The organism is Shinella zoogloeoides (assembly GCF_020883495.1).
In the GTDB taxonomy this organism is placed as follows: Bacteria; Pseudomonadota; Alphaproteobacteria; order Rhizobiales; family Rhizobiaceae; genus Shinella; species Shinella zoogloeoides.
This window is the reverse complement of record NZ_CP086610.1, coordinates 3,513,521-3,538,081: the sequence shown is the minus strand read 5'-3', so window position 1 is coordinate 3,538,081 and position 24,561 is coordinate 3,513,521. Positions and strand designations below refer to the sequence as shown.

Below are 24,561 nucleotides of genomic sequence, written 5' to 3'. Positions count from 1 at the left end.
GACTGCACGCAAAGCCTCCCGCCCGGATCATGCGGCCCGGGCGGGAGATGGTCAAACGGCCGGTCAGTTGACCTTCGGGTTCAGGAGGGCGTCGATCTTCGGATCGGCCATGTTGTCCTTGGTCACGAGGTTTGCCCCGGTATCGACGAAGGCCTCGACCTTCTCGCCCTTGGAGACGGCGAGCGCCGTCTTCACGCCGTCATAGCCCATGCGGTACGGGTCCTGCACGACGAGGCCGGCCAGCACGCCTTCCTTGAGGAAGCCGACGGTCTTTTCGTCGCTATCGAAGCCGATGACCTTGATCTTGTCGCCGAGCTTGTTTTCCGCGATCGCCTGGCCGACGCCCTGCGCCATGATGAGGTTGGAGGCGAAGACGCCGACGAGGTTCGGATTGGCGGTGATGAGGTCGGTCATCATGTTGAGGCCGGTGGTGGCCTGACCGTCCGCATATTTGTCCGCCACGACCTTCAGGCCCGGATATTTGGTCTTGACCTGGTCGAGGAAGCCTTCACGGCGCTGGTCGAGCGAGCCGACGCCCGGCAGGCTGGTGATGATGGCGACTTCGCCCTCTTCCTTGCCGGTCGCGGCCTTGATGGCGGCGGCAAGGCCATCGGCGGCGATGCGGCCGCCCTGGACGTTGTCCGTCGTCAGGAACGAGGTGAAGGCCTTGGAATCGGCTGCCGAGTCGATGCCGATGATCGGAACGGACTTGGCCGCCTCGTCCACCGGCTTGCCGAGCGCCTTGAACTCCGTCGGCGAGATGACGACGGCGGCAGGGCCGCCCGCAACGGCGTTTTCAAGGATGCTGATCTGGCCGTTGATGTCGGATTCGGACTGCGCGCCGAGTTCCGGGACGTTCACGCCGAGATCCTTGCCTGCGGCGCGGGCGCCGGCAAGCACGATCTGCCAGTAGAAGGACGTGGTGTCCTTGACGATGATCGGAATGGTGACGCCCTCCGCAAAGGCGGCGACGGGGCTGGCGACGGCGAGGAATGCGGCACCCGCAAGGGCCGTAAAGGCGCGGCGGGTCAGAAGCGATCTTGCAATGCTCATCAAGTTTCTCCTCTCTGGTGCTTCCTGTCCTCCTTGGGGGATCGCGTTGCAGGAAGCGAACAACTCGACCTTTTATAGATAAAAAACATATTCAGGGCAGGCTACACCCGACGCCATGGCTTGGCAAGCGGGCGATCTCGGTCCGAAGGCAGCGGCTGGCCCGAAGGCTAGCCTCGGAAAATCTCGTGGGGGCGCAGGACCCCTTTCTTCAAAATGATATTGCCGTAGAGGCGAAATTCGGTCGTCGCAATGATGCAGGCAGCCTTGCGGGCCATGTCGTAGAAGGCGAAGCGCTCGACCGCATGCACGGTGAAATCGCCGGCCAGCCGATGCACGACATCCTGAAACGCCGCGCAGACGTCCGGCACCGCCTGCGGGTCCCCGACCACCTCCATGCGCCAGGCCGCCTCGGGTACGAATGTATCGAGCGGCATATGCGTCAGCAGGGCCTCGGTCATGGCGATCGCATCGACGCCGTCCGCCCGGATGACCATAGGACCGAGGAAGCTCGCGGGAAAATTGGCGTCGGCGACGACGATATCGTCGCCATGGCCCATGCTCCTGATCGTGTGCAGGAGGTCGGGGCCGAGCAGCGGATGAATTCCCTTCAGCATGGTCTTTCGATCCTCATCCTATTGTCTGACCGCCTCGGTTCCCAGCGCCGGTGCGACGAGCGTATGGGGCTCGAAGGCCGGGTATATGTCCTCGGGCAGCGTCTGGCGTGCGAGCGCCATATTGCGCCGCAGGCTCTCCGGCTTGGCCGTGCCGACAAGCACCGAGGCCACGGAGGGATTGCGCAGCGGAAACTGCAGGGCGGGTGCGGCGAGCGGCACGTCCGCCTTGTCGGCGATCGCCATCATCGCCCCGACCTTGCCGGCAATCTCCGGCGTCGCCGGCATGTAGTCGAAATGCGCGCCCTCCACGGGGCCGGTCGCCAGGATGCCGGAATTGAACACGCCGCCGACCACCAGCGACGTGCCTTTCCGCTCGCAGAGCGGCAGGAGTTCGGCGACCGCGGAGCGGTCCAGCAGGGAATAGCGCCCCGCCAGCAGGATGCAGTCGAGATCGGCCTCGCGCATCACCTCGAGGCAGACGGGCACCTCGTTCACGCCGAGGCCGAAAGCCTTGACGACGCCCGACGACTTCAGCTCCGAAAGCGCCTTCAGCCCGGAATCGAAGAGCTGGCGCAGATAGACGGCGTTGCGTTCCGCGCCGTGGGTATAGACGCCGATATCGTGGACATAGAGGATATCGATCCGGTTGAGGCCGAGGCGAGCATAGCTCAGCTCGACGCAGCGCATGATGCCGTCATAGCTGTAGTCGTAGCGCGCATCGAAGGGCAGCGGATCGACGAAGCCGTAGTCCGGCACCCGGTCGTCCGGCACCGGCATCATGATGCGGCCGACCTTCGTCGACAGGACGTGGTTTTCCTCCGTCTTGCCGCGCAGGAAATCGCCGACATAACGCTCCGCAAGGCCGAAACCGTACCAGGGAGCGGTATCGTAGTAGCGCAGCCCTTCCTGCCAGGCCGCCTCCAGCGTCGCCATCGCGACATCGCGCGGGCAGGCCCGGTAAAGCCCGCCGAGCGCCGCGGTGCCGAAACTGAATTCGGTCACGGCAAGGCCCGTCCTTCCGATGGTCCGCGTCCGCATATATCCTCCCGGCCGGCGTCCTCTCACCGGCACTTTTGTCTTTTATCGACAATAGACAGATCGCCGTCAATGGGTAATATGCGATGAGGAGGAAACGGGGATATGACGAGGGGACGGTGGAAGCACCGGCATCTGGCCTTTCTCCCGGTCAGCCATTAAGGGACGCGAAACTCCGGAACCGGCGGCACCCATGGCCAAACAGAATACCGTCTTCAAGGACGCCTTCAATCGCTGCGTGAAGCTGCTGGAACAGACGGCGAGCCTGCCGTCCGAACCCGAACTCGGCGCGACGCTCGGCGTCAGCCGCACCACGGTGCGCGCGATCCTGACCCGGCTGGAGGAAATCGGCCTTCTGACCTGGGAAAAGCGCCGCAAGATCGTGCTGCGCAAGCCCGTGCCCTCGGATTACTTTCCGACGGAGGAGACGGATTCGCTCTCGGAGATCATCGAGCGCAGCTTCATGCGCCGGATTCTCGACGGCGGCGCGCAGCCGGGCATGCAGATCAACGAGCTGGAGCTTGCCCGCGAGATCGGCATCGGCACGACGAGCGTGCGCGAATTCCTCATCCGCTTCAGCCGGTTCGGCCTCATCGAGAAGCGGCCGAACAGCCATTGGGTGCTGAAGGGCTTCACCCGCGATTTCGCGCTGGAGCTGACGGAGGTGCGCGAGATGTTCGAGCTGCGCTCGGCCGCCGCCTTCGCGCATCTGCCCGAGGATCACCCGGCATGGCGGGAACTGGACGCCATCGAGGCCGTGCATCACGATATCCTTGCCGATATCGAGAACCGCTATGTGGATTTCTCCGAACTCGACGAGCGCTTCCACCTCCTGGTGCATCGTGCCTCGAAGAACCGTTTCGTCGTCGATTTCTACGACGTGATCGCCATCGTCTTCCACTATCACTACCAGTGGAACAAGACGAACGCCCGCCAGCGCAATGCGCGCGCGCTGGAGGAACATCTCGCCTATATCGCGGCGCTGCGCTCACGCGATCCGGCCGGTATCGAGGCCGCTTGCCGGCAACACCTGAAGTCGGCGCGCGAAACGCTGCTGCAGTCGATCAACGGTCCCGACGCGGTTCAGTAACCGCCGCCGCGCTTCTCCGCTATTTCTTCCCCGAGGAAGCGCCGGCGCAGATCGCCGACCGCGGAGACGAGGCAATTGACGTCGGTGCCGATGGCCATGAAATCCGCGCCGAGATCGCGGTAGACGCCGGCTTCCGGCAGCGAGACGGTCATGATGCCCCGCGCCTTGCCATGGGCCTTCGTCCGCTCGAAGATATGGGTGATCGCGGCCAGCACCTCCGCCGCGCCGGGATTGCCGAGATGCCCCATATCGGCGGCAAGGTCGGACGGGCCGATGAAGATGCCGTCGACACCCTCCACGGCGGCGATCTCGTCGATGGCCGCATGGCCCGCGCGGTTCTCCACCTGCACGATCAGGCAGATCTCCTCGTTGGCGGTCGTGATGTAGTCGGGCGTGCGGTTGAAATCGCTCGCCCGGCCGAGGCCCGCGCCGACACCGCGAATGCCGTGCGGCGGATAGCGGACGGCGCGCACCAACGCCTCGGCCTGCGCAGCCGATTCGACCATCGGGATGAGGAAAGTCTGCGCGCCCTGGTCGAGGAGCTGCTTCAATATCCACGCCTCGCCCATCGGCGGGCGCACCATGGCATGCGCCGGCGAGTGGCGCAGCGCACCGACCTGCGCGCTGATCAGCGGCATGTCGTTCGGACCGTGCTCGCCGTCGATCAGCAGCCAGTCATAGCCGCTGGTCGAGAGAATCTCCGCCGCATAGGCGCTGCCGAGCGCGGCCCAGAGGCCAAGCTGGAACCGGCCTTCGCGAAGCGCGGCCTTGAAGGCATTTTTCGGTGCTGCCACGATCTTTCCCTCTCAGAAACGGAAACCGGCCGGGCAAGCCCGGCCGGGATGCTTTTCAGAACAGCCGATCAGCCGATGCCGCCGAGGCAGACATATTTGATCTCGGTGAATTCCTCGATGCCGTAGCGCGAGCCTTCGCGGCCAAGGCCCGAGAGCTTGACGCCGCCGAAGGGTGCTTCCGCCGTCGAGATGAGGCCGGTATTGACGCCGACCATGCCGTATTCCAGCGCCTCGGCCACGCGGAAGACGCGCGACAGGTCCTTGGCGTAGAAATAGGAGGCAAGGCCGAACTCGGTGTCGTTCGCCTGAGCGATCACGTCGTTCTCATCCGTGAAGCGGAAGAGCGGGGCGACGGGGCCGAAGGTCTCCTCCTTCGCCACCGCCATGTCGGGCGTGACATCGGCGATGACGGTCGCCTCGTAGAAGGTGCCGCCGAGCGCATGGCGCTTGCCGCCCTGCACGACCCGGCCGCCCTTCTTCACAGCGTCGGAGACATGCTCCTCGACCTTCTCCAGCGCCGCATTGTCGATCAGCGGGCCGAGCACGACGCCTTCCTCGAAGCCGTTGCCGGTCTTCAGCTTGCCGACAGCGGCGGCGAGCTTTGCGGAGAAGGCGTCATAGACGGCATCCTGCACATAGAGCCGGTTGGCGCAGACGCAGGTCTGGCCGTTGTTGCGGAACTTGGCGATCAGCGCACCCTCGACGGCGGCATCGAGGTCCGCATCGTCGAAGACGATGAAGGGCGCATTGCCGCCAAGCTCGAGGCCGAGCTTCTTGATGGTCGGGGCGCACTGCTTGTAAAGCTCCGCGCCGATTTCCGTCGAGCCGGTGAAGGTGAGCTTGCGGATGATGGGGTTGGCCGTCATTTCCGCGCCGATCTCGCGCGCCGAGCCGGTGATGACGCTGAACAGGCCGGCGGGCAGGCCGGCGCGTTCGGCAAGGATTGCAATCGCGATGGCCGAGAACGGCGTCTGCGAGGCGGGCTTCAGCACCATGGCGCAACCGGCGGCGAAGGCCGGGCCGGCCTTGCGGGTGATCATGGCATTGGGGAAGTTCCAGGGCGTGATCGCTGCAACGACGCCGATCGGCTGCTTCATCACGAGGATGCGCTTGTCCTTCTGGTGACCCGGAACGATATCGCCGTAGAGGCGGCGGGCCTCTTCGGCGAACCATTCGACGAAGCTTGCGCCATAGACGATTTCGCCGGTGGCCTCGGCCAGCGGTTTGCCCTGTTCCATAGTGAGGATACGGCCGAGATCGTCCTTGTTCTCGATCATCAGCTCGAACCACTTGCGCAGAATGCCGGAGCGCTCCTTGGCGGTGCGGGCGGCCCAGCCCTTCTGGGCCTCGGCTGCGGCGTCGATGGCTTCCTTCGTCTCCTTCGCGCCGAGCTTCGGCACGTAGCCGACCAGCTCGCCCGTCGCCGGGTTCTTCACGGCAATGCCGCTGCCGTCCGCTTCGATCCAGCGGGTGCCAACAAGGGCTGCCTGACGCAGCAGGCTCGGGTCTTTGAGGCTCATCGGATATCTCCCATTTTCGCGATGCCACCGGGCGCCATGACGCCGTGTTGCAAGCGTTATATGGCCTCAGCCACCCTTTCGACAATCGACTGCCAAGCGATTTTAGCACTTCGCGGACGGCGCCGATGGGGTTAGGTTCCGCCCGCTAAATCTACATTCGAGGCTATGCAATGACCCATCCCACCGGCCGCATCGCGGACCACGCCATCTCCCCCGTCTTCCTCGACCGGTGGTCGCCCCGCGCCTTCACCGGCGAGGCCATGCCGCAGGCGACGCTGCTCTCGCTGTTCGAGGCTGCGCGCTGGGCGCCCTCGGCGGCCAACGGCCAGCCCTGGCGCTTCATCTACGGCCATCGCGGCACCCCCGCCTTCGATGCGATCTATGATGCGCTGGACGACGGCAACCGGCGCTGGGCGGACAAGGCCTCCGTGCTCGTGGTGATCGTCTCGCAGACCCATCGCAAGAATGCCGACGGCGAGATGCGCCCCGCCTATACCCATGCCTTCGACACGGGCGCGGCCTGGGCCTATTTCGCCCTTCAGGCGATCCATGCCGGCTACCACGCCCACGGCATGGGCGGCATCGACCGCGCCAGACTCACGGACGTGCTCGGCATTCCGGACGGTTTTCGTGTGGAGGCGGCGGCCGCCATCGGCAAGATCGCGCCGAAGGAGACGCTGCCGGAAGACCTGATGAAGCGCGAAGTGCCGAGCACGCGCAAGCCGGTGGCGGAGTTCGCTTCCGAAGGGCGTTTCATCGCCTGAACCCGCATATGAAAGAGCCGCCTTTCGGCGGCTCTTTTCCTGTCAGATGTCGAGGTTGGCGACGCTGAGCGCGTTTTCCTGGATGAAGTCGCGCCGCGGCTCCACCTCGTCGCCCATCAGGCGGGCGAAGAGGCCATCGGCATCGGTCGCATCCGTGACTTTCACCTGCAGCAGCGAGCGGACGTTCGGGTCGAGCGTCGTTTCCCAGAGCTGCTCGGCGTTCATTTCGCCAAGACCCTTGTAGCGCTGCATCGAAAGGCCCTTGCGGCCGGCGGCGAAGATCGCGTCCAGCAGGGCGCGCGGGCCGGAAATCTCGACCTGGCCGTCCTTGCGGCGCAGCGCCGGCGGCACCGTGTAGGTTTCCTTGAGGCGGGCCGAGAGCTGGTCGATATGGCGGGCGTCGGACGAGCCGATCAGCGCCATGTCGATATGGGCGAATTCCTTGACGCCGCGCACCATGCGCTCGAAACGCAGGCCCCCGTCGGAGGCGACGGAGCCTTCCCAGCCGCGTTCCGTTTCCTCGGCGATGAGGTCGAGACGGTGGGCGACTTCCACGGCCTTGGCGGCATAGGCCTCGCGGTCGTGGCTGAGTTCGAGGTTGAGCGCGCCGGCAATGGCGGCCTGTTCGACGATGGCGCGGTTGTAACGCGAATGCAGGCCGTCGAGCAGCGTGCGCAGGCGCAGCGCATCCTGAATGAGTTCGAGGATGTCCTGGCCGACGCGCACTTCGCCGGAGGAAAGCTCCAGCGCCGCATCGTCGAGGCCCGAGCCGATCAGGTAGTCTTCCAGCGCCTTTTCGTTCTTCAGGTACTGGCTCGATTTGCCGCGCGCCACCTTATAGAGCGGCGGCTGGGCGATATAGAGATGGCCGCGCTCGATCAGTTCCGGCATCTGGCGGAAGAAGAAGGTGAGCAGCAGCGTGCGGATATGGGCGCCGTCGACGTCGGCGTCCGTCATGATGATGATCTTGTGGTAACGCAGCTTGTCGGCGTTGAACTCGTCCTTGCCGATGGAGGTGCCGAGCGCGGTGATCAGCGTGCCGATTTCCTGGCTGGAGAGCATCTTGTCGAAGCGCGCGCGCTCGACATTGAGGATCTTGCCGCGGAGCGGAAGGATCGCCTGATTCTCGCGCGAACGGCCCTGCTTGGCCGAGCCGCCGGCCGAATCGCCCTCGACGAGGAAGACTTCGGACTTGGCCGGGTCACGCTCGGAGCAGTCGGCGAGCTTGCCGGGCAGCGAGGAAATGTCGAGCGCGCCCTTGCGCCGCGTCAGCTCGCGCGCCTTGCGGGCGGCCTCGCGGGCGGCGGCGGCTTCGACCACCTTGCCGATCAGCGTCTTCGCATCGGTCGGATGTTCTTCCATCCAGGTGCTCAGCGCCTCGTTGACGAGGCTTTCGACGACCGGGCGGACTTCGGAAGAAACCAGCTTGTCCTTGGTCTGCGAGGAGAATTTCGGGTCCGGCACTTTCACGGAGAGAACGGCGGTCAGGCCTTCGCGGCAGTCGTCGCCGGTCAGCGTCACCTTCTCCTTCTTCATGATGCCGGAGCTTTCGGCATAGGAGACGACCTGTCGGGTCAGCGCGCCGCGGAAGCCGGCCATATGCGTGCCGCCGTCGCGCTGCGGGATGTTGTTGGTGAAGCAGAGCACGTTCTCGTGGTAGCTGTCGTTCCACCACATGGCGACTTCGACGGTGATACCGTCCTTCTCGCCGCGAATGGCGATCGGCTTGTCGACCAGCGGCTTCTTGGCACGGTCGAGATAGGTGACGAAGGCTTCGAGGCCGCCTTCATACATCAGCTCGTCCTGCTTGACGTCGGAATGGCGACGGTCGGTGAGCAGGATGCGCACGCCCGAATTGAGGAAGGCGAGTTCGCGCAGGCGGTGTTCCAGCGTCGAATAGACGAACTCGATATTGGAGAAAGTTTCCGACGAAGGCAGGAAGGTGACTTCCGTGCCGGTCTCGCTGCCGGCCTCGCCCGTCACCTTCAGCGGGCCGTCGGCCACGCCATGGGTGAAGCTCATTTCGTGGATGCTGCCGGCGCGGCGGATTTTCAGCTTCAGCGAAACGGAGAGCGCGTTCACCACCGAGACGCCCACGCCATGCAGGCCGCCCGAGACCTTGTAGGAATTCTGGTCGAACTTACCGCCGGCATGGAGCTGGGTCATGATGACCTCGGCCGCCGAGACGCCCTCTTCCTTGTGAATGTCGGTCGGGATACCGCGGCCGTTGTCCGTCACCGTCACCGAGCCGTCCGCATTGAGCGTGACCGTCACGATATCGGCATGGCCGGCCAGCGCCTCGTCGATCGCGTTGTCGACCACCTCGTAGACCATGTGATGCAGGCCCGAGCCGTCGTCGGTATCGCCGATATACATGCCGGGGCGCTTGCGCACCGCGTCCAGCCCCTTGAGGACCTTGATCGAATCTGCGCCATACTCGGCCGGGCCGTTTTCGGTCTCGGGTGTGTCAGTCATTCAAAAGTCTTTCCAGAGTTTTCGCGACAGGCGGGGAAAGCGGGGCGAATCACGGCTTTCCGGATTCTCCGAATATAGGGATTTTGCCCTCAAGTTCCAAATCAGAGAGCCTGCAAACACGGCAGAATTCAGGGGATCAACCGGGTTTTACCCGGTTATTGCACGCTTTTTCGAGGATGCCGGCAAGACGGCGCACCGTCTCGGGCGGAAGGCTTGCGATTTCCGCCGAAAGCCGGTTGGCGAAGGCCGTATATTCCGGCGGCAGGCCGGCGGTATCCACCACCACGCGGGGGTCGGAAATCTGGGCGATGCGGAAGAGTTCCTCGGCCTCGTCCCAGATGACGTTGAAGTAACCGGCGACGCGCTGGAGGAAATCGAAGCTCGGCATGCCGCGCTTGCCGTGTTCCAGCGCCGAGAGATAGGCGGGGCTGACGCCGAGCGCCACCGCCATCTCCTTCTGGGAAACGCCCTTGCGGTCGCGCAGGTGCCGCACGGCCTTGCCGAAGGGCGTCGTCATCGTTTCTCCCCCGGTGCGCGAGCCAAGCGGACATAGAGCGCGCCTTCGCCGCCATGGTTGCGCGCGGCAGGCTCGTAGGAGGAGATCAGCGGCCGGAATTCCGGCAGCGAGAACCAGAGCGGCACCGCGCGTTTCAGCGCGCCGTCGCTGCCGAGCGAGGTGCCCTTGCCGGTGATGACGAGCACATGGCGCAGGCCCCGCTCATGCGCCTTGATGAGGAAGCCGAGCAGGAAGCCGTGCGCCTCGCTCTGGATCATGCCGTGCAGGTCGATGCGCGCCTCGAGGGCAAGCCGGCCCTTGGCGATCTTGCGCTTGACCGGACGCTCCAGCGGATGGTGGCGGGTTTCCTTGCCGCGGCCGATGGTGAGCGCAATGCCCTCCGCCGCCTTGTCGGCCCTGGCCTTCTTCGCTTCCGGTTCCGGCGCCTTCTGTTCCTCGACCTTTTCCGCGAAGACCGCCTCGAATTCCGTCAGGGCATCAAGCTTGCCGGGCATGGCCCGCGTGCTGCGCGCCACCTTGCCCCAGAGAATGCGGTCCTCACTGGTGAGCGCCTTATCCTTCGGCATGGAGGTAGCGCTCCGCCGCCGCCCGGGGGATGAGGATATGGAAGGTCGCGGCATTACGCACATGGCCGGCCAGCGCACCCGCCGCATCGCCCGAGCCGGTGAAGATATCGCCGCGCGCCGGGCCGACGATGGCGGTCCCGGTATCGAGCGCCAGCATCAGCCGGCCGAAGGGCTTTCCACCGTCCATATGGGTGAGGCTATCGCTGGAGATGAAGAAGGGCAGGCCGAAGGTGTGGATCATCCGGTCGACCGCCAGCGAGCGGCCGGCGACCAGTGGCACCTTGGCGGCGGCGATGGGGCCGAGCGAGGTGTCGTCCACGGCCGCTTGCCTGAAGAAGATGAAGGAGCGGTTGTGCCAGAGCACCGCGTCCACCTGATCCTCGTGGCGGGCGAGCCAGTCGCGGATCGAGGCCATGGAGACGGTGGCGGCGTCGATCTCGCCGCGGTCGATCAGGAGCTTGCCGATGGCCGAGAAGGGATGGCCGGTTTTTGCGGCATAGGTGATCCGCTTCAGCGCGCCGCCCGGATAGACGAGCCGCGCCGCGCCCTGGACATGGGCGAAGAAGACATCGACCTTCGAGCGCGCATAGGCGATTTCGAGGCCCCGGCCGGCAAGATAACCCCGTTCAACCGCGCCGCGGTCCGGGTGCTCGATGATGGCCCCGTCCTTCATGAGGCCGAAGGCATAGCCTTCCGGGAAGCCGGCGGGGCGATTGGCATCGTCGATATCGACCAGATCGTCCGGCCGGCGATAGAAGGGGTAGCGATAGTCCTCGTCCGGTTCAGCCTTCACGGCGACTTCGGGCTCGTAGAAGGCGGTGACGAAACCCGCTGAGCCATCCGCCTTCTCGATACGGAAGGGCACGCAATGGGCCTCGAAGAAGGCGCGCACGGCAGCGGGGCCTTCCGGCCGTTCCGCTTCGGCGGCGTCCAGAAGCGTCAAAAGCTCGCCGGCGGTGATGCCGAGCGAGCCTGTCTTGTAGGGTTTGACATCACGAATATGCGCGCGACAGCGGCCCATGGCCGCCATCAGGGGAGTGGGATCGTCCTCGTCCCAGCCGGGAAGCGCCGAAAACCGGGCCGGAACCAGACGGTAATCCATGGGGGCCTCGCTCAGCCTTCCGACTCGGTGGCGATCAGCTTCCAGTTCGGATCGCGCGAGCGGATGTCGCGGGCGAAGGTCCACAGATCGTTCACCTCGGCCACCGTCTCGGCATCGCCGTCGACCAGCGCGCCGGCCTTGTCATAGGTGGCGGAAATCAACTGGCTGACGATGCGCAGCGTGATGTTGACTTCGCTGTCCTTGACCTCGGCGCCGACGATATCGGCCTTCTCGATGCCGACGAAGCTGGAGCGCACCACCTCGCCCTTGCTCTCGCGTTCGGAAATGGCGGCGTCGAAGCCTTCATAGACTTCGCGCGACAGGAGGTTCTTCAGCGTCTTGCGGTCGCCATCGGCAAAGGCGACGACGATCATCTCGTAAGCCATGCGGGCGCCGTTGGCGAATTCCTTCGGGTTGAAGGAGGGGTCGGCCTTGGCCACAGTGCGAAGCTGTTCGTTCAGCGGCGTGCCCGGAGCGGCGACAGCGTCGATGGAGGCGAAGGGGTTCTCCTCCTCGTCCGTGCCGTCTCGGCGCGGCAGCGTGACGACCTTGCCGCGATCGGCCGAATCAGTCTCGCTCGCGCCCTCGCGCTTGGAATAGGGATCGAAGGGCGGACGCTCGCTGCCGGTGCGCCGGCCAAGCACGCTGCGCAATTGCAGGAAGATGACCACCGCAGCCACGAGGAAGAAAATCGTTACAAAGTCGAATGAGCCCATTATCGATCCGCTGCGGTTTCTGTTTTTTGTTCCTTTTCCATATAGTCCGCAAAGACGGATCATTCAAATGGCGATGACGTGAATGCGACGAAGACGCATGCAACCTTGCGCCGCAGTATCGACCCAGCCAAATCTATGCGACATTGGAAACCATGCTGAGACGCCTCATCCCGCTTTTCATTCTTCTTCTGCCGCTGGCGGAAATCGCCTGTTTCATCCTTGTCGGACGACGGATCGGCCTTTTCCCGACGCTGTCCCTCGTCGTGTTCTCCGCCATCGTGGGCATCGTGCTGATGCGGGTGCAGGGCTTCGGCGTTCTCATGCGGCTGAGGCAGGCGGGGCAGGACGGACGCGCGCCCGGCAAGGAGATGCTCGATGCGGCGATGATCGTCGTTGCCGGCATCCTGCTTCTCATCCCCGGCTTCCTGACCGATATCGTCGGTCTCGCCCTGTTTCTTCCGCCCGTGCGCGCCTTCCTGTGGAACCGGCTGATCCGCAACGTCGTTGTGGTGGATATGGGCACCATACGGCCCGGCGGCGCACCGCAAACCGACGCGCAGCGCACCATCGATCTCGATGAAAACGACTTCCATCGCGACGGTCCGCGCTGAAGGCCCCAGGGTTGTAAGGCCCCGGCCGAAATGCTAGATGGCCTGACTTTCCAGAGTCCCCGAGGATATTTCCATGACCGACGCAGTCACCGACACCAACGCCGCGAGCCCCTCGCTCACGATCCTGGCGCAGTATGTGAAGGACTTCTCCTTCGAAAATCCGGGTGCGCCGCGGTCGCTGCAGGCCCGTGACAAGGCCCCGGCCATCAATATCAGCGTCAATGTCAATGCGAACCCGCTCGCCGAATCGGACTTCGACGTCCTGCTCTCGCTGAATGCGGAAGCCAAGGATGGCGACAAGGTCCTCTTCAATGCCGAGCTCGCCTATGGCGGCGTCTTCCGCATCACGGGCTTCCCGCAGGAGCACATGCTGCCGGTTCTCTTCATCGAGTGCCCGCGCCTGCTCTTCCCCTTCGCCCGCCAGATCATCGCCGACGCCACCCGCAACGGCGGCTTCCCGCCGCTGATGATCGACCCGATCGACTTCGCCCAGATGTTCGCCCAGCGCATGGCCGAAGAACAGGTCAAGGCGAAGGTTCAGGCCAACTAAGGTCCGATCCGCTTCCCAATGAAAAACGCCCGGTTACATCCGTAGCCGGGCGTTTTCTTTTGCGCTTAGGGGATAGTGAGCCGGATTCAGCCGCTATATTTCGCCCAGATCGCCTTGGCGCCCATCTTCTCCACCATGGCGGCATGGGCCGCGCGGTCCGCTTCGGAAAGGCGGGAGGCAAGCGGCGACGGCCGTGCGCCGAGCGGCTCGATCACCTCGTCCTCCACCTCGACCAGCGTCTTGCGGCCGCTTTCGGCGGTGCCCAGGCCCAAAGCGGCCTGCCGGCCGCCGATCATTTCGATATAGACCTCGGCCAGCAGTTCGGAGTCGAGAAGCGCGCCGTGCTTGGTGCGATGCGAATTGTCGATGCCGTAGCGACGGCAGAGCGCATCGAGCGAGTTCGGTCCCATCGGATGCTTGCGACGGGCGAGCGCCAGCGTATCCGTCACCTTTTCCGGCGCGACCGGCGGCAGGCCGAGCCGGCCGAATTCGGCATTGATGAAGCCCATGTCGAAGTTGGCGTTATGCGCCACCCAGCGGGCGCCATCGAAGAAATCGATGATGTCCTGCGCGACGTCGGCAAATGGCTTCTTGTCCTGCAGGAATTCGTCCGTGATGCCGTGGACGGCAAGCGCGTCCGGATGGACCTTCCGGTCGCCGGGATTGATGAAGATATGGAGCGTGCGGCCGGTCGGGAAATGGTTCTCCAGTTCCACGCCGCCGATTTCGATGACGCGGTCGAGCTTGTTGTCGAGGCCGGTCGTTTCCGTATCGAAGATGATCTCGCGCATCAGTTCCGCCGTTCCGTCAGTTTCGCGATTATCTCTTCCACCTGTTTACGCGCCGCTTCAAGCCCCCGCCCCGTATCGATGACGAAATCCGCCCGTTGCCGCTTTTCCGCATCCGGCATCTGGCGCGACAGGATGAGGGCGAATTTCTCCTCCGTCATGCCGGGCCGCTCCAGCACGCGCCGGCGCTGGGTTTGCGGATCGCAGGTGACCACCGCCACCTTGTCCACCCGGCTTTCGCCGCCCGCTTCATAAAGCAGCGGAATGTCGAGCAGCACGAGCGGGGACCCCTTCTGCCGTTCGGCCTTGACGAAAGCGATTTCCCGCGCCCGCACGAGCGGATGGATGATCGCCTCCAGCTCGCCGAACCGCTCCGGCGCGCGGGCGAGCGCTGCCGAAAGCGCCTTGCGGTCGATGGCGCCATCCGCAAGCGCTTCGGGAAAGCGCGCCGCGACGGGCGCGACGGCTTCGCCGCGATAAAGGTCATGCACCGTTGCATCGGCATCGTGTACCGGCACGCCGAGATTTCGGAACATCGCCGCCGTGGTAGATTTTCCGGTTCCGATCGATCCGGTGAGGCCGAGCACGATCATCAATGCGCCTCCATGTCCGCAAGGATCCGCCGGCGAAGTTCGGCATCGACGACCGGCCGCTTGCCGAACCATTTCTCGAAACCGGGCGCGGCCTGATGCAACAGCATGCCAAGTCCATCGGCGATGGCGAACCCCTGATCCTGCGCCTGACGCAGGATCGGCGTGACGAGCGGCACATAGACGATATCCGTCACCAGCGCGCCGGATGCCAGCGGTGAGAAGTCGAAGTCCGGCGCGGCTTCGCCATCCATGCCGAGCGAGGTGGTGTTGACGAAAAGCCCCGCCCCTTTCGAAACCTCCGCCAGCGCCTCCATGGCGTGGGCATGCACCTTCGGCCCGAAACGGTCGGCCAGTTCCTGCGCGCGGGCGGCGGTGCGGTTGACCACATGGATTTCCGCGATGCCGCGATCACGCACCGCCTGGATGATCGCTCGGCTCGCGCCCCCCGCCCCGAGGATGACGGCGCGATCCGTTTTGTCCCAGCCCGGCGCGGTCGCATCCAGATTGGCAAGAAAACCGTAGCCGTCGGTATTCGTCGCGTGAAGCCGGCCGTCTTCCATCCAGAGCGTGTTCGATGCGCCAAGCTCCTGGCTAAGCGCATCCGGGCGGTCGGCCAGCTTGAACGCCGTCTCCTTGTGGGGGATCGTGATGTTGCCCCCTACGAAGCCGGATTCCCCGCTTTTGAGGCCCGCAATGAAGCCGGCGAAGTTTTCCGGCACGACCTCCTGTCGCGTGTAAGATCCTTCAAGCCCAAGCGTTTCCAGCCAATAGCTGTGGATCAGCGGCGAGCGGGAATGCTTGACCGGATAGCCGGTGACGAAGGCGTGGGGGACGAATGTTTCACGTGAATCACGCATCGATAGCACCGAGATCGCGAAGTTTAGCCAGCAAGGGAAGCAGCGGCAGGCCGAGAATGGTGAAGTAGTCGCCGTCGATCCGCTCGAAGAGCTGCACACCCTCTCCTTCGAGCTGATAGGCTCCGACGCTCGCCAGGACCCGCGTGCCGACCCGCGCGAGATGGCGGTCGATAAAGGCTTCCGACAGGGGACGCATCGTCATATGGGCGACGGAAACATGGCTCCATAGAATCTCGCCGTCGCGCAGCAGCGCGATGCCGCAATTGAGCGAATGGGTCCGCCCCGACATTGCCGTGAGGTGCCCCTTCGCTTCCGCCATGTCGGCGGGCTTGTGGAACACGCGACCTTCGAGGGAAAGCGTCTGGTCCGAACCGATGACGAGCGCGCCGGGATTGCGCCCCGCCACATCGCGCGCCTTCTCGATGGCGAGCGCTACCGCCACGTCCTGCGGCGTCGGGTTGCGTTCGGCAAGCGCCGCCTCGGCGGCGCGCTCGTCGATTTCCGCGGCCTGCGCCCGGAACGCCAGACCGGCATTTTCCATCAGCATGCGGCGGAAGGGGCTTTGCGAGGCAAGGATCAGCGGCGTCATGGAATTCTCCCGTTACCCTTCCGGGTTAGCGGAGCTTGGGGCGAAGGGCAACGATGGCGGCAGCCGTTTCCTCGATGGAGCGGCGCGTGACATCGATGATCGGCCAGTTGTGGCGCGCGCAGATGGCGCGGGCATATTTCAGCTCCTCGGAAATCTGCGCGCGGTCGATATAGTCGTCGCCGCGAAAATCCTGCGTCTGGCCCAGCACCCGGTTCTGCCGAACCTGGGCGATCCGGTCGGTTGTCGCGATCAGGCCGACAACCAGCGGCCTGATCGCCGTCGACAGACGCTCCGGCAGCGGCACGCCAAGCACGATCGGCACATTGGCCGTCTTGATGCCGCGGTTGGCGAGATAGATGCTGGTCGGTGTCTTCGAGGTACGGCTGATGCCGATGAGGATGACATCGGCCTCCTCGAGATCGGCCGGCAATTGCCCGTCGTCATGATCCATCGTGAAATTGAGCGCCTCGATGCGCGCGAAATATTCCGCATTCATCACATGCTGCGCGCCCACCCGGCGGCGTGACGGCGCGCCGAGATAGGACTGGAAGAGGTCGATCACCGGCTCCAGCACGGAAACGCAGGGCACGCCCATCTCCCGGCAGCGCTGGTCGATGATTTCGGAAAGCTCCCGGTCGACCACCGTATAGAGCACGATACCCGGCGCGCCGTCGATGGCGTCGAGCACGGGCATGAGCTGCTTGCGATTGCGGATGAGCGGATAGACATGTTCCAGCGCCTGGGAGGACTGGAACTGCGCCGCCGCCGCGCGACCCGCCGCGATCAGCGTCTCGCCCGTCGAGTCCGAAATGAGGTGCAGATGGAAGTAGTTTTTGGTGCTTTCCACAATATCCTCCGCCCCCTGTTGATCGCCCGGGACAACGGTGAGCTAAAAGCGGGAGGGCTCCGGAGGCAAGAGGATAAGTGCCGGTTTTTCCACAATCGGCAAACAGCGGGAAAGGGATTCGGCGCGCATGTGGATAAGACTCATGCCGATGGCATAGTGTCGCGCCGCTCCACAGCCTTTCCACAGGCAGCAACTTCCTTCAGGCGCTGGAATCTGCTTGATTCAAAACGGAGAATCCCGCTCTCCCCATTTCCGGCCCGAAATTGCCCTCAGGTCCGTGCCTTGTCCACACGCGGCTGTCGCAGACCTGCAATCTGTGGAGAGGATTTAATCCTTGATAGTCACCGACTCTAAGAAATAGAAACCTCTTTAAAAGAGATTATTTCATGATTGGGAGAACCCCTCGGTGGCTGCGAAAAACCGGAAGATCGTCGATGTCCTGAATGGCAAGACGGTTTCTCCCCCTCCCCTCTGGCTGATGAGACAGGCAGGACGATATCTGCCGGAGTACCGCGCGACGCGCGCTGCGGCGGGAAGTTTTCTCGACCTGTGTTATTCGCCGGAACTGGCGACCGAGGTCACCTTGCAGCCGATCCGCCGCTATGGCTTCGATGCGGCGATCCTCTTTTCCGATATTCTTGTCATTCCCGATGCGCTTCACCGCAATGTCCGCTTCGAGGAGGGGCATGGACCTCGGCTCGACCCGATCGATGTCGACGGCATCTTCGCCCTGAAAGGCGATGGCGTTCAGGATCATCTCAGGCCGGTCATGGAAACGGTCGGCCGTATCCGGCAGTCCCTTCCCGAGGAAACGGCGCTGCTCGGCTTCTGCGGGGCGCCGTGGACGGTTGCGACCTATATGATCGCCGGCCATGGAACGCCGGACCAGGCCCCCGCCCGGCTGTTCGCTTACCGCGAACCTCGGGCCTTCACGCATCTGCTCGACGTGCTTGCCGATCTTTCCGCCGATTACCTGGTGGCGCAGATCGATGCCGGCGCCGATGCGGTGCAGATCTTCGATTCCTGGGCGGGTGTGCTCGGTGAGAGGGAATTTGCCGATTATGCCGTGCGCCCCGTGCGACGGATCGTCGATTCGGTGAGGGCACGCCGCCCGCAGGCGAAGATCATCGCCTTCGCCAAGGGGGCGGGCCTGCAGCTCAAATCCTATCGTCAGGACACGCGGGCCGATGCCATCGGCCTCGACTGGTCGGTTCCGCTGTCCTTCGCGGCCGAGCTGCAGAAGGATGGGCCGGTGCAGGGCAATCTCGATCCGATGCGGGTCGTTGCCGGCGGCACGGCCCTCGATGAGGGGATCGACGCCATCCTCCAGGCACTCGGCAACGGACCGCTGATCTTCAATCTCGGCCACGGCATCACCCCGCAGGCCGATCCCGAGCATGTCACGCGGCTGGTGGCGCGCGTGCGCGGAGAAAGCCGGTGAGCGAAAAGCAGACGGATGAAACGGCAGGACGCAGGGCGCGCCGGCGCGCCGGCATTGCGCTTGCCGTCTTCGCGTTTGTCGTCCTCCTGCTGATCCTCTATCCGCCGGACGATCTCTATCTCTGGGTGAAGGCGCTGCACATCGTCGCCGTCATCTCCTGGATGGCGGGGCTGCTCTACCTGCCGCGGCTGTTCGTCTACCACACGGACGCGCCGCCCGGTTCGGCCCAGTCGGAAACTTTCAAGGTGATGGAACAGCGGCTCTACCGCACCATCATGCAGCCGGCCATGGGGCTTTCCTGGCTGCTCGGCCTCTATCTCGCCTGGTCCGTCTATGGTTTTCAGGGCGGATGGCTGCACGCCAAGCTTCTTTTCGTCCTGATGCTGTCCGGCGTGCACGAGTTTTACGGCCGCGCCGTGCAGGCCTTTGCGGAGGATCGCAACCTGCGGACCGGCCGCCAGTGGCGCATCTGGAACGAGGCGCCGGCGGCTTTGATGATCCTTATCGTCGTCATGGTCGTCGTCAAACCGTTCTGACCGGCGCGACAAAACGGACGAAATTCGCAGGCCCCCTTGCGAGGCGGCACGGGAACCGCTATTTTCCGCCCATCTCATCTTTCGTGGCATGTGTCTTCGTTCAGTGAGCTGCACCCATCCCCGCGCAGTTCGTCCCTGACCCGCACGCCTTTTTCCATCCCGACGATTACCAGCATGGACCATTCATGGCCGAAATGAAGCTACAAGACCTCAAGAACAAGACTCCGACCGACCTTCTTGCCTTCGCCGAATCGCTCGAGGTCGAGAACGCGAGCACGATGCGCAAACAGGAACTGATGTTTGCCATCCTCAAGATGCTGGCCTCGCAGGATGTCGAGATCATCGGCGAGGGCGTCGTGGAAGTGCTGCAGGACGGTTTCGGCTTCCTGCGCTCGGCCAATGCGAACTACCTGCCCGGCCCGGACGATATATACATCTCGCCTTCGCAGATTCGCCGTTTCTCGCTGAAGACCGGCGATACGGTCGAAGGCCCGATCCGCGGCCCGAAGGAAGGCGAGCGCTACTTCGCTCTTCTCAAGGTCAATACGATCAATTTCGACGACCCGGAAAAAATCCGCCACAAGGTCCATTTCGACAACCTGACGCCGCTCTACCCGAACGAGCGCTTCAAGCTGGAACTGGATATCCCGACCTCCAAGGATCTTTCGCCGCGTGTTCTCGATCTGGTGGCGCCGCTCGGCAAGGGCCAGCGCGCGCTGATCGTCGCACCGCCGCGCACGGGTAAGACGGTTCTGTTGCAGAACATCGCCCATTCGATCACGGCGAACCACCCGGAATGTTATCTCATCGTTCTCCTGATCGACGAGCGTCCGGAAGAAGTGACGGACATGCAGCGTTCGGTGAAGGGCGAAGTGGTATCCTCCACCTTCGACGAGCCGGCGACGCGCCACGTGCAGGTCGCCGAGATGGTCATCGAAAAGGCCAAGCGTCTCGTCGAGCACGGCCGGGACGTCGTCATCCTGCTCGATTCGATCACCCGCCTTGGCCGCGCCTACAACACGGTCGTTCCGTCCTCGGGCAAGGTCCTCACCGGTGGTGTCGACGCCAACGCCCTGCAGCGCCCGAAGCGCTTCTTCGGTGCGGCGCGTAATATCGAGGAAGGCGGTTCGCTGACGATCATCGCCACGGCGCTCATCGATACCGGCAGCCGCATGGACGAAGTCATCTTCGAAGAATTCAAGGGCACCGGCAACTCGGAAATCGTGCTGGACCGCAAGGTTGCCGACAAGCGCATCTTCCCGGCCATGGATATCCTCAAGTCTGGTACGCGCAAGGAAGACCTCCTCGTGCCGCGCCAGGACCTGCAGAAGATCTTCGTTCTCCGCCGTATCCTTGCCCCGATGGGCACGACCGACGCGATCGAGTTCCTGATCGACAAGCTGAAGCAGACGAAGAACAACGGCGATTTCTTCGACTCGATGAACACCTGATCGGTTTTGCTGATATAGGCTCGAACATATGGTCCCGCCTTCCAGCGGGGCCATTTTCTTTTGAGCGAATGGATTTGATTCCAATCCGAAACAAACCCTATCGATTCGACCTCGAAACGGTAATCCAATGAACGCGACGGACACCATCTTTGCTCTTTCCAGCGGTGGCCTGCCCTCCGGTGTGGCGGTGATACGCCTGAGCGGGCCGGAGAGCCGAAATGCCGTTGAACAACTCTGCGGTTCCGTTCCTGCGCCGCGCCGCGCCTCACTGCTTTCGATTCGGAAGCGCAATGGCGACAAGCTGGATGAAGGGCTGGTCCTGTTCTTTCCGGGCCCCCATTCTTTTACGGGTGAAGATTGCGCTGAACTGCAGATTCATGGCGGCCGCGCGACGGTGAAAGCGGTTCTGGCCGCGCTGGCGTCGTTTGAGGGCTTGCGGGTCGCTGAAGCCGGCGAGTTTTCACGTCGCGCCTTTACGAATGGCCGGATGGACCTCGTCGAGGTAGAGGGCCTTGCCGATCTTATCGCGGCTGAGACCGAGATGCAGCGCCGCCTTGCGGTGGAACAGGCATCGGGTGGCTTGTCCAGACTTTACGATTCGTGGGCGAAACGTTTGACGCATGGTCGAGCAATGATCGAGGCGGAGCTTGATTTCGCCGATGAGGATGACGTCCCCGGTTCCGTTGCCGGCTCCATATGGAACGATATGCGCGCCTTGGAAGAGGAAATTACTAACCATCTTTCCGGCGCACGGGCGGGTGAAATCCTGCGCGACGGTCTGCATGTCGTGATTGCCGGCCCACCAAACGCCGGTAAATCGAGCCTTCTCAACCATCTCGCCCGACGCGACGTTGCGATTGTGACGGATATTCCGGGAACGACCCGGGATGTCCTTCATGTCGATCTGGACCTTTCCGGCTTCGCTGTTCGCCTCTATGACACGGCGGGTTTGCGCGAGACCGATGATATTGTCGAGCGGGAGGGCATTCGTCGGGCCCAGCTCTCCATGGCGACGGCCCATCTCGTTCTGCTGCTGTCGGAGGATGCGGCAGCGCATTGGGAGGAGATGCTGGGCGACTATGCCGGCCCGGTTATCCGGGTACAGACGAAAACCGATATCGCACTCCCTGCTTTGCGTGAAGTGCGGGCGGATGCTATGATTTCCGTAAGAACCGGAGAGGGTATCCCTGCGCTCCTCGATCTGGTGGCGAGTTATCTTCCGGATATGGAGTCAGGCAGCGCTCTGGCTCTGCCGACGCGCCAACGCCATGCGCTACATCTTGAAACTGCGCGCGTACATATCGTGTCGGCGCTGGAAGCGCAGTCGGCGGGACTGGATATACAGGCGGAGCACCTGCGGCTGGCGGGACAAGCGTTGGGCCGGGTAACAGGTCGGGTTGATGTCGAGCATCTTCTTGACGTTATTTTCTCCGAGTTTTGCATAGGCAAATGATTCACGTGAAACATTGCAACGTGTGCGAGTCGCTTTGAACGTTTCACGTGAAACAGGTAGGTGAGTATGGCGGATATCATGGATTACGATGTCGTTGTGGTTGGCGGCGGGCATGCAGGCGTCGAAGCCGCCGCGGCTGCTGCGCGAACTGGCGCACGAACGGCGCTCGTGACGCACAAGGCGGCAACCATTGGCGTGATGTCTTGCAATCCGGCTATCGGCGGCCTCGGTAAGGGGCACCTCGTCCGAGAGGTCGACGCCCTTGATGGTTTGATGGGCCGCGTTGCCGACCGCGCCGGCATTCAGTTCCGTTTGCTCAATCGCCGAAAGGGCCCCGCGGTTCGTGGACCGCGCACCCAGGCTGATAGGCGGCTCTATCGGGAAGCCATGCAAGCCGAGATTGCGGCCATTGCGAACCTGGATGTTGTCGAGGGAGATGCCTTCGATATCACCTTCCAGAACGATGCGATTGCCGGGATTGTTCTGAAGGATGGCCGCCGCCTCGCGTGCCGGGCGATTGTTATCACGACCGGCACGTTCCTGCGTGGCCTTATTCATATCGGTAACGAAAAGATTCCGGCGGGCCGCGTTGGCGAGGAACCGTCGATGGGGCTGTCGGCAACTTTCGAGCGGCTGGGATTGAGGCTTGGACGTTTGAAGACGGGCACCCCTGCCCGACTCGACGGCCGCACGATCGATTGGTCGGCTGTCGGACGTCAGGCGGCGGATGACGAACCTGTTCCCTTCTCCTTCATGACGGATCGGATCACCACGCCGCAGATTGAATGCGGGGTAACGCGGACGACACCGGCGACTCATCGTATCATCGAGGAAAATATCGGTAAGTCCGCCATGTATTCGGGGCAGATCGAGGGCGTTGGCCCGCGTTACTGCCCATCGATCGAGGACAAGATCGTCAAGTTCGGTGAGCGGGACGGGCACCAGATTTTCCTGGAGCCGGAGGGACTGGATGACGATACGGTCTATCCGAACGGTATTTCCACATCTCTCCCAGCGGACGTACAGGACGCGTTCATTCGCACGATACCCGGGCTGGAACAGGTTTCCATCCTGCAGCCGGGCTACGCAATCGAGTATGACCATGTCGATCCTCGCGAGCTTTCCGCCGCGCTGGAGGTAAAGCGACAGCCCGGTCTCTTCCTTGCCGGCCAGATCAACGGGACGACGGGATATGAGGAGGCCGCGGCACAAGGGCTTGTCGCAGGGTTGAATGCGGCACGCCGTGCCGGGAACGGTGAGGGGCACATCTTCAGCCGCACCGACAGCTATATCGGCGTGATGATCGATGACCTCACCTCGCGGGGCGTAACGGAGCCCTATCGTATGTTCACGTCGAGAGCTGAGTATCGGCTGTCCCTGCGGGCGGATAATGCGGATGTGCGCTTGACGCCGCTCGGCATTGAGCTCGGTTTGGTTGCCGCGGGGCGACGAGATCGATTCAGGGTGTGGTCGGAAGAGATGCAGGCAGCGCGCGACCGGCTTCAGGCTTTGAAGCTGTCTCCGAACGAGGCGGGAGCGCACGGTATCCGGATCAACCAGGACGGCGTTCGCCGCAGCGCCTACGATCTTCTCGCCTATCCCGATATCGACTATGCTCGTCTGGTGCAGGTCTGGCCCGAAGAGCTTGGCGTCTTCTCGCCCCGTGTCCGGGAGGCAGTCGAGATCGAGGCGGGCTATGCGGTTTATATGAACCGGCAGGAGGCGGATATTTCGGAAGCGCGGCGAGAGGAAGAGCGCCTTATTCCCGACGATTTCGATTTCGGTTTGCTACCGGGCCTCTCCATAGAGTTGCGTCAGAAGCTGACGGCCGCCCGCCCATCCAATCTTGCGCAAGCCGCGCGTGTTGACGGCATGACGCCGGCGGCACTTACGCTCCTTCTCGCGCATCTCAAGCGCCTTTCCAACGGCCAGACACAGCGGACCGCAAACGCATGAACGCCCTCCCCCGTGCGTTGAGCCATCTCGATGTTTCACGTGAAACCTTGGATCGGCTCGACACCTTCGTCGCCCTCTTTCAGAAATGGGCGAAAACGATCAATCTCGTCGCCCCTTCCACACTCGCGGAAACGTGGAACAGACATATCGTCGACAGTGCGCAGATTTTTGCGCTTCAGCCCAAGGCTCGCAACTGGGTCGATCTGGGCAGCGGCGGCGGGTTTCCGGGCATCGTTACCGGGGTCTTGCTGGCCGGCGTCGGAGGTGGCTGGGTTCATCTGGTCGAAAGCAACAACAAAAAAGCGGCCTTCCTGCGCCGGGCCATTCTGGAAACGGGGGCACGTGCTTCGGTTCACGCGATCCGAATCGAAGAAGCTCCGGCGGTCATCGAGCGATGCGATGCGATCTCGGCGCGTGCCCTGGCGGATCTCGATCTTCTGATGGAGTTCGGCCTGCCCTGGGCAGAACGCAATGCCGACCTTCGGTTTTTCCTGCACAAAGGCCGGGATTACCAGCGGGAGATCGATAAAGCGCTTGGTCGGTGGAGATTCGATCTGGTAAAACATGCCAGTATCGTCGAGCCGGATTCCGTTGTGCTCGAATTGTCGAATCTTTCGCGAAAACCTTAGTGATTGGCGGCGTC

Annotated in this window: 25 protein-coding genes; 10 read left to right on the top strand and 15 right to left on the bottom strand. The window is 63.4% G+C overall.

Features of this window, described 5'->3' with window-relative positions:
* Nucleotides 1–63: 63 nt before the first annotated feature.
* The 3 genes from K8M09_RS17395 to K8M09_RS17385 form a co-directional block, all read right to left on the bottom strand.
* A complete protein-coding gene (locus K8M09_RS17395; RefSeq protein ID WP_160786151.1) occupies nucleotides 64–1,053 on the bottom strand; it encodes an ABC transporter substrate-binding protein in 990 nt (329 codons plus the stop codon).
* Between the two features lie 167 nt (nucleotides 1,054–1,220).
* Nucleotides 1,221–1,667, bottom strand: coding sequence for an RbsD/FucU family protein (locus K8M09_RS17390; RefSeq protein WP_160786152.1), 447 nt, complete (start codon nucleotides 1,665–1,667; stop codon nucleotides 1,221–1,223).
* 18 nt (nucleotides 1,668–1,685) lie between these two features.
* On the bottom strand, nucleotides 1,686–2,705 hold the full coding sequence (locus K8M09_RS17385) for an aldo/keto reductase (RefSeq protein ID WP_160786153.1): 1,020 nt from the start codon (nucleotides 2,703–2,705) through the stop codon (nucleotides 1,686–1,688).
* A 190-nt stretch (nucleotides 2,706–2,895) separates the two neighbouring features.
* Between K8M09_RS17385 and K8M09_RS17380 the strand changes: the two genes are divergently transcribed.
* Complete coding sequence (locus tag K8M09_RS17380; protein ID WP_160786154.1) at nucleotides 2,896–3,792, top strand: GntR family transcriptional regulator; 897 nt, start codon at nucleotides 2,896–2,898, stop codon at nucleotides 3,790–3,792.
* Here K8M09_RS17380 and K8M09_RS17375 read toward each other — a convergent pair.
* Both K8M09_RS17375 and gabD read right to left on the bottom strand, forming a co-directional pair.
* Complete coding sequence (locus K8M09_RS17375) at nucleotides 3,786–4,586, bottom strand: aldolase/citrate lyase family protein (protein WP_160786155.1); 801 nt, start codon at nucleotides 4,584–4,586, stop codon at nucleotides 3,786–3,788. The genes K8M09_RS17380 and K8M09_RS17375 overlap by 7 nt on opposite strands.
* Before the next feature lie 68 nt (nucleotides 4,587–4,654).
* Entirely contained in the window at nucleotides 4,655–6,106 is a 1,452-nt protein-coding gene (gene gabD, locus K8M09_RS17370; protein ID WP_160786156.1) for an NADP-dependent succinate-semialdehyde dehydrogenase, read from the bottom strand.
* 170 nt (nucleotides 6,107–6,276) lie between these two features.
* On the opposite strand from gabD, the gene K8M09_RS17365 reads away from it, so the two are divergent.
* Nucleotides 6,277–6,870 carry a nitroreductase family protein gene (locus K8M09_RS17365; protein ID WP_160786157.1) on the top strand — a complete coding sequence of 198 codons (594 nt, stop codon included), beginning with the start codon at nucleotides 6,277–6,279 and terminating at the stop codon, nucleotides 6,868–6,870.
* Nucleotides 6,871–6,912: 42 nt separating this feature from the next.
* On the opposite strand, the gene gyrB is transcribed toward K8M09_RS17365, so the two are convergent.
* From gyrB to K8M09_RS17340, 5 genes are all read right to left on the bottom strand, one after another.
* A complete protein-coding gene (gene gyrB / locus K8M09_RS17360) occupies nucleotides 6,913–9,345 on the bottom strand; it encodes a DNA topoisomerase (ATP-hydrolyzing) subunit B (RefSeq protein ID WP_160786158.1) in 2,433 nt (810 codons plus the stop codon).
* Between the two features lie 136 nt (nucleotides 9,346–9,481).
* Nucleotides 9,482–9,862 carry a helix-turn-helix domain-containing protein gene (locus K8M09_RS17355; RefSeq protein ID WP_160786159.1) on the bottom strand — a complete coding sequence of 127 codons (381 nt, stop codon included), beginning with the start codon at nucleotides 9,860–9,862 and terminating at the stop codon, nucleotides 9,482–9,484.
* Nucleotides 9,859–10,428 carry a Smr/MutS family protein gene (locus K8M09_RS17350; protein ID WP_160786160.1) on the bottom strand — a complete coding sequence of 190 codons (570 nt, stop codon included), beginning with the start codon at nucleotides 10,426–10,428 and terminating at the stop codon, nucleotides 9,859–9,861. Before K8M09_RS17350 ends, K8M09_RS17355 begins: the two co-directional genes overlap by 4 nt.
* Nucleotides 10,415–11,530, bottom strand: a complete 1,116-nt coding sequence (gene mltA / locus K8M09_RS17345; RefSeq protein ID WP_160786161.1) for a murein transglycosylase A — start codon at nucleotides 11,528–11,530, stop codon at nucleotides 10,415–10,417. The genes K8M09_RS17350 and mltA overlap by 14 nt, the downstream gene beginning before the upstream one ends.
* Before the next feature lie 11 nt (nucleotides 11,531–11,541).
* The gene (locus K8M09_RS17340) at nucleotides 11,542–12,246 is read right to left on the bottom strand and encodes a Tim44/TimA family putative adaptor protein (protein WP_160786162.1); all 705 of its coding nucleotides are present in this window, start codon (nucleotides 12,244–12,246) and stop codon (nucleotides 11,542–11,544) included.
* 152 nt (nucleotides 12,247–12,398) lie between these two features.
* On the opposite strand from K8M09_RS17340, the gene K8M09_RS17335 reads away from it, so the two are divergent.
* Entirely contained in the window at nucleotides 12,399–12,857 is a 459-nt protein-coding gene (locus tag K8M09_RS17335) for an FxsA family protein (RefSeq protein ID WP_160786163.1), read from the top strand.
* 73 nt (nucleotides 12,858–12,930) lie between these two features.
* Nucleotides 12,931–13,407 (top strand): protein-export chaperone SecB, encoded by a 477-nt coding sequence (gene secB / locus K8M09_RS17330; RefSeq protein WP_160786164.1) that lies wholly within the window; start codon nucleotides 12,931–12,933, stop codon nucleotides 13,405–13,407.
* 86 nt (nucleotides 13,408–13,493) lie between these two features.
* Here secB and dnaQ read toward each other — a convergent pair whose 3' ends face one another.
* Genes dnaQ through K8M09_RS17305 form a run of 5 tightly spaced genes read right to left on the bottom strand, consistent with a single transcriptional unit; the run spans nucleotide 13,494 to nucleotide 17,081 of the window.
* A complete protein-coding gene (dnaQ, locus tag K8M09_RS17325; protein WP_160786165.1) occupies nucleotides 13,494–14,198 on the bottom strand; it encodes a DNA polymerase III subunit epsilon in 705 nt (234 codons plus the stop codon).
* Nucleotides 14,198–14,788 carry a dephospho-CoA kinase gene (gene coaE / locus K8M09_RS17320; protein ID WP_160786166.1) on the bottom strand — a complete coding sequence of 197 codons (591 nt, stop codon included), beginning with the start codon at nucleotides 14,786–14,788 and terminating at the stop codon, nucleotides 14,198–14,200. The genes dnaQ and coaE overlap by 1 nt, the downstream gene beginning before the upstream one ends.
* On the bottom strand, nucleotides 14,788–15,645 hold the full coding sequence (locus K8M09_RS17315; protein ID WP_160786167.1) for a shikimate dehydrogenase: 858 nt from the start codon (nucleotides 15,643–15,645) through the stop codon (nucleotides 14,788–14,790). Before K8M09_RS17315 ends, coaE begins: the two co-directional genes overlap by 1 nt.
* Nucleotides 15,638–16,234: a Maf-like protein gene (locus K8M09_RS17310; RefSeq protein ID WP_160786168.1), complete on the bottom strand. Its 597-nt coding sequence runs from the start codon at nucleotides 16,232–16,234 to the stop codon at nucleotides 15,638–15,640. Before K8M09_RS17310 ends, K8M09_RS17315 begins: the two co-directional genes overlap by 8 nt.
* Before the next feature lie 25 nt (nucleotides 16,235–16,259).
* The gene (locus K8M09_RS17305) at nucleotides 16,260–17,081 is read right to left on the bottom strand and encodes a pyruvate, water dikinase regulatory protein (protein ID WP_160786169.1); all 822 of its coding nucleotides are present in this window, start codon (nucleotides 17,079–17,081) and stop codon (nucleotides 16,260–16,262) included.
* A 406-nt stretch (nucleotides 17,082–17,487) separates the two neighbouring features.
* Between K8M09_RS17305 and hemE the strand changes: the two genes are divergently transcribed.
* The 6 genes from hemE to rsmG all read left to right on the top strand — a co-directional run bounded on the left by hemE (nucleotide 17,488) and on the right by rsmG (nucleotide 24,547).
* Nucleotides 17,488–18,522 carry a uroporphyrinogen decarboxylase gene (gene hemE, locus K8M09_RS17300; protein WP_160786170.1) on the top strand — a complete coding sequence of 345 codons (1,035 nt, stop codon included), beginning with the start codon at nucleotides 17,488–17,490 and terminating at the stop codon, nucleotides 18,520–18,522.
* The gene (gene hemJ / locus K8M09_RS17295; RefSeq protein WP_160786171.1) at nucleotides 18,519–19,058 is read left to right on the top strand and encodes a protoporphyrinogen oxidase HemJ; all 540 of its coding nucleotides are present in this window, start codon (nucleotides 18,519–18,521) and stop codon (nucleotides 19,056–19,058) included. The genes hemE and hemJ overlap by 4 nt, the downstream gene beginning before the upstream one ends.
* Before the next feature lie 185 nt (nucleotides 19,059–19,243).
* On the top strand, nucleotides 19,244–20,509 hold the full coding sequence (rho, locus tag K8M09_RS17290) for a transcription termination factor Rho (RefSeq protein ID WP_206366670.1): 1,266 nt from the start codon (nucleotides 19,244–19,246) through the stop codon (nucleotides 20,507–20,509).
* A 127-nt stretch (nucleotides 20,510–20,636) separates the two neighbouring features.
* The gene (gene mnmE / locus K8M09_RS17285) at nucleotides 20,637–21,962 is read left to right on the top strand and encodes a tRNA uridine-5-carboxymethylaminomethyl(34) synthesis GTPase MnmE (protein ID WP_160786172.1); all 1,326 of its coding nucleotides are present in this window, start codon (nucleotides 20,637–20,639) and stop codon (nucleotides 21,960–21,962) included.
* Between the two features lie 66 nt (nucleotides 21,963–22,028).
* Entirely contained in the window at nucleotides 22,029–23,918 is a 1,890-nt protein-coding gene (gene mnmG, locus K8M09_RS17280) for a tRNA uridine-5-carboxymethylaminomethyl(34) synthesis enzyme MnmG (RefSeq protein WP_160786173.1), read from the top strand.
* Nucleotides 23,915–24,547, top strand: a complete 633-nt coding sequence (gene rsmG, locus K8M09_RS17275) for a 16S rRNA (guanine(527)-N(7))-methyltransferase RsmG (RefSeq protein ID WP_160786174.1) — start codon at nucleotides 23,915–23,917, stop codon at nucleotides 24,545–24,547. Before mnmG ends, rsmG begins: the two co-directional genes overlap by 4 nt.
* Nucleotides 24,548–24,561 lie beyond the last annotated feature (14 nt).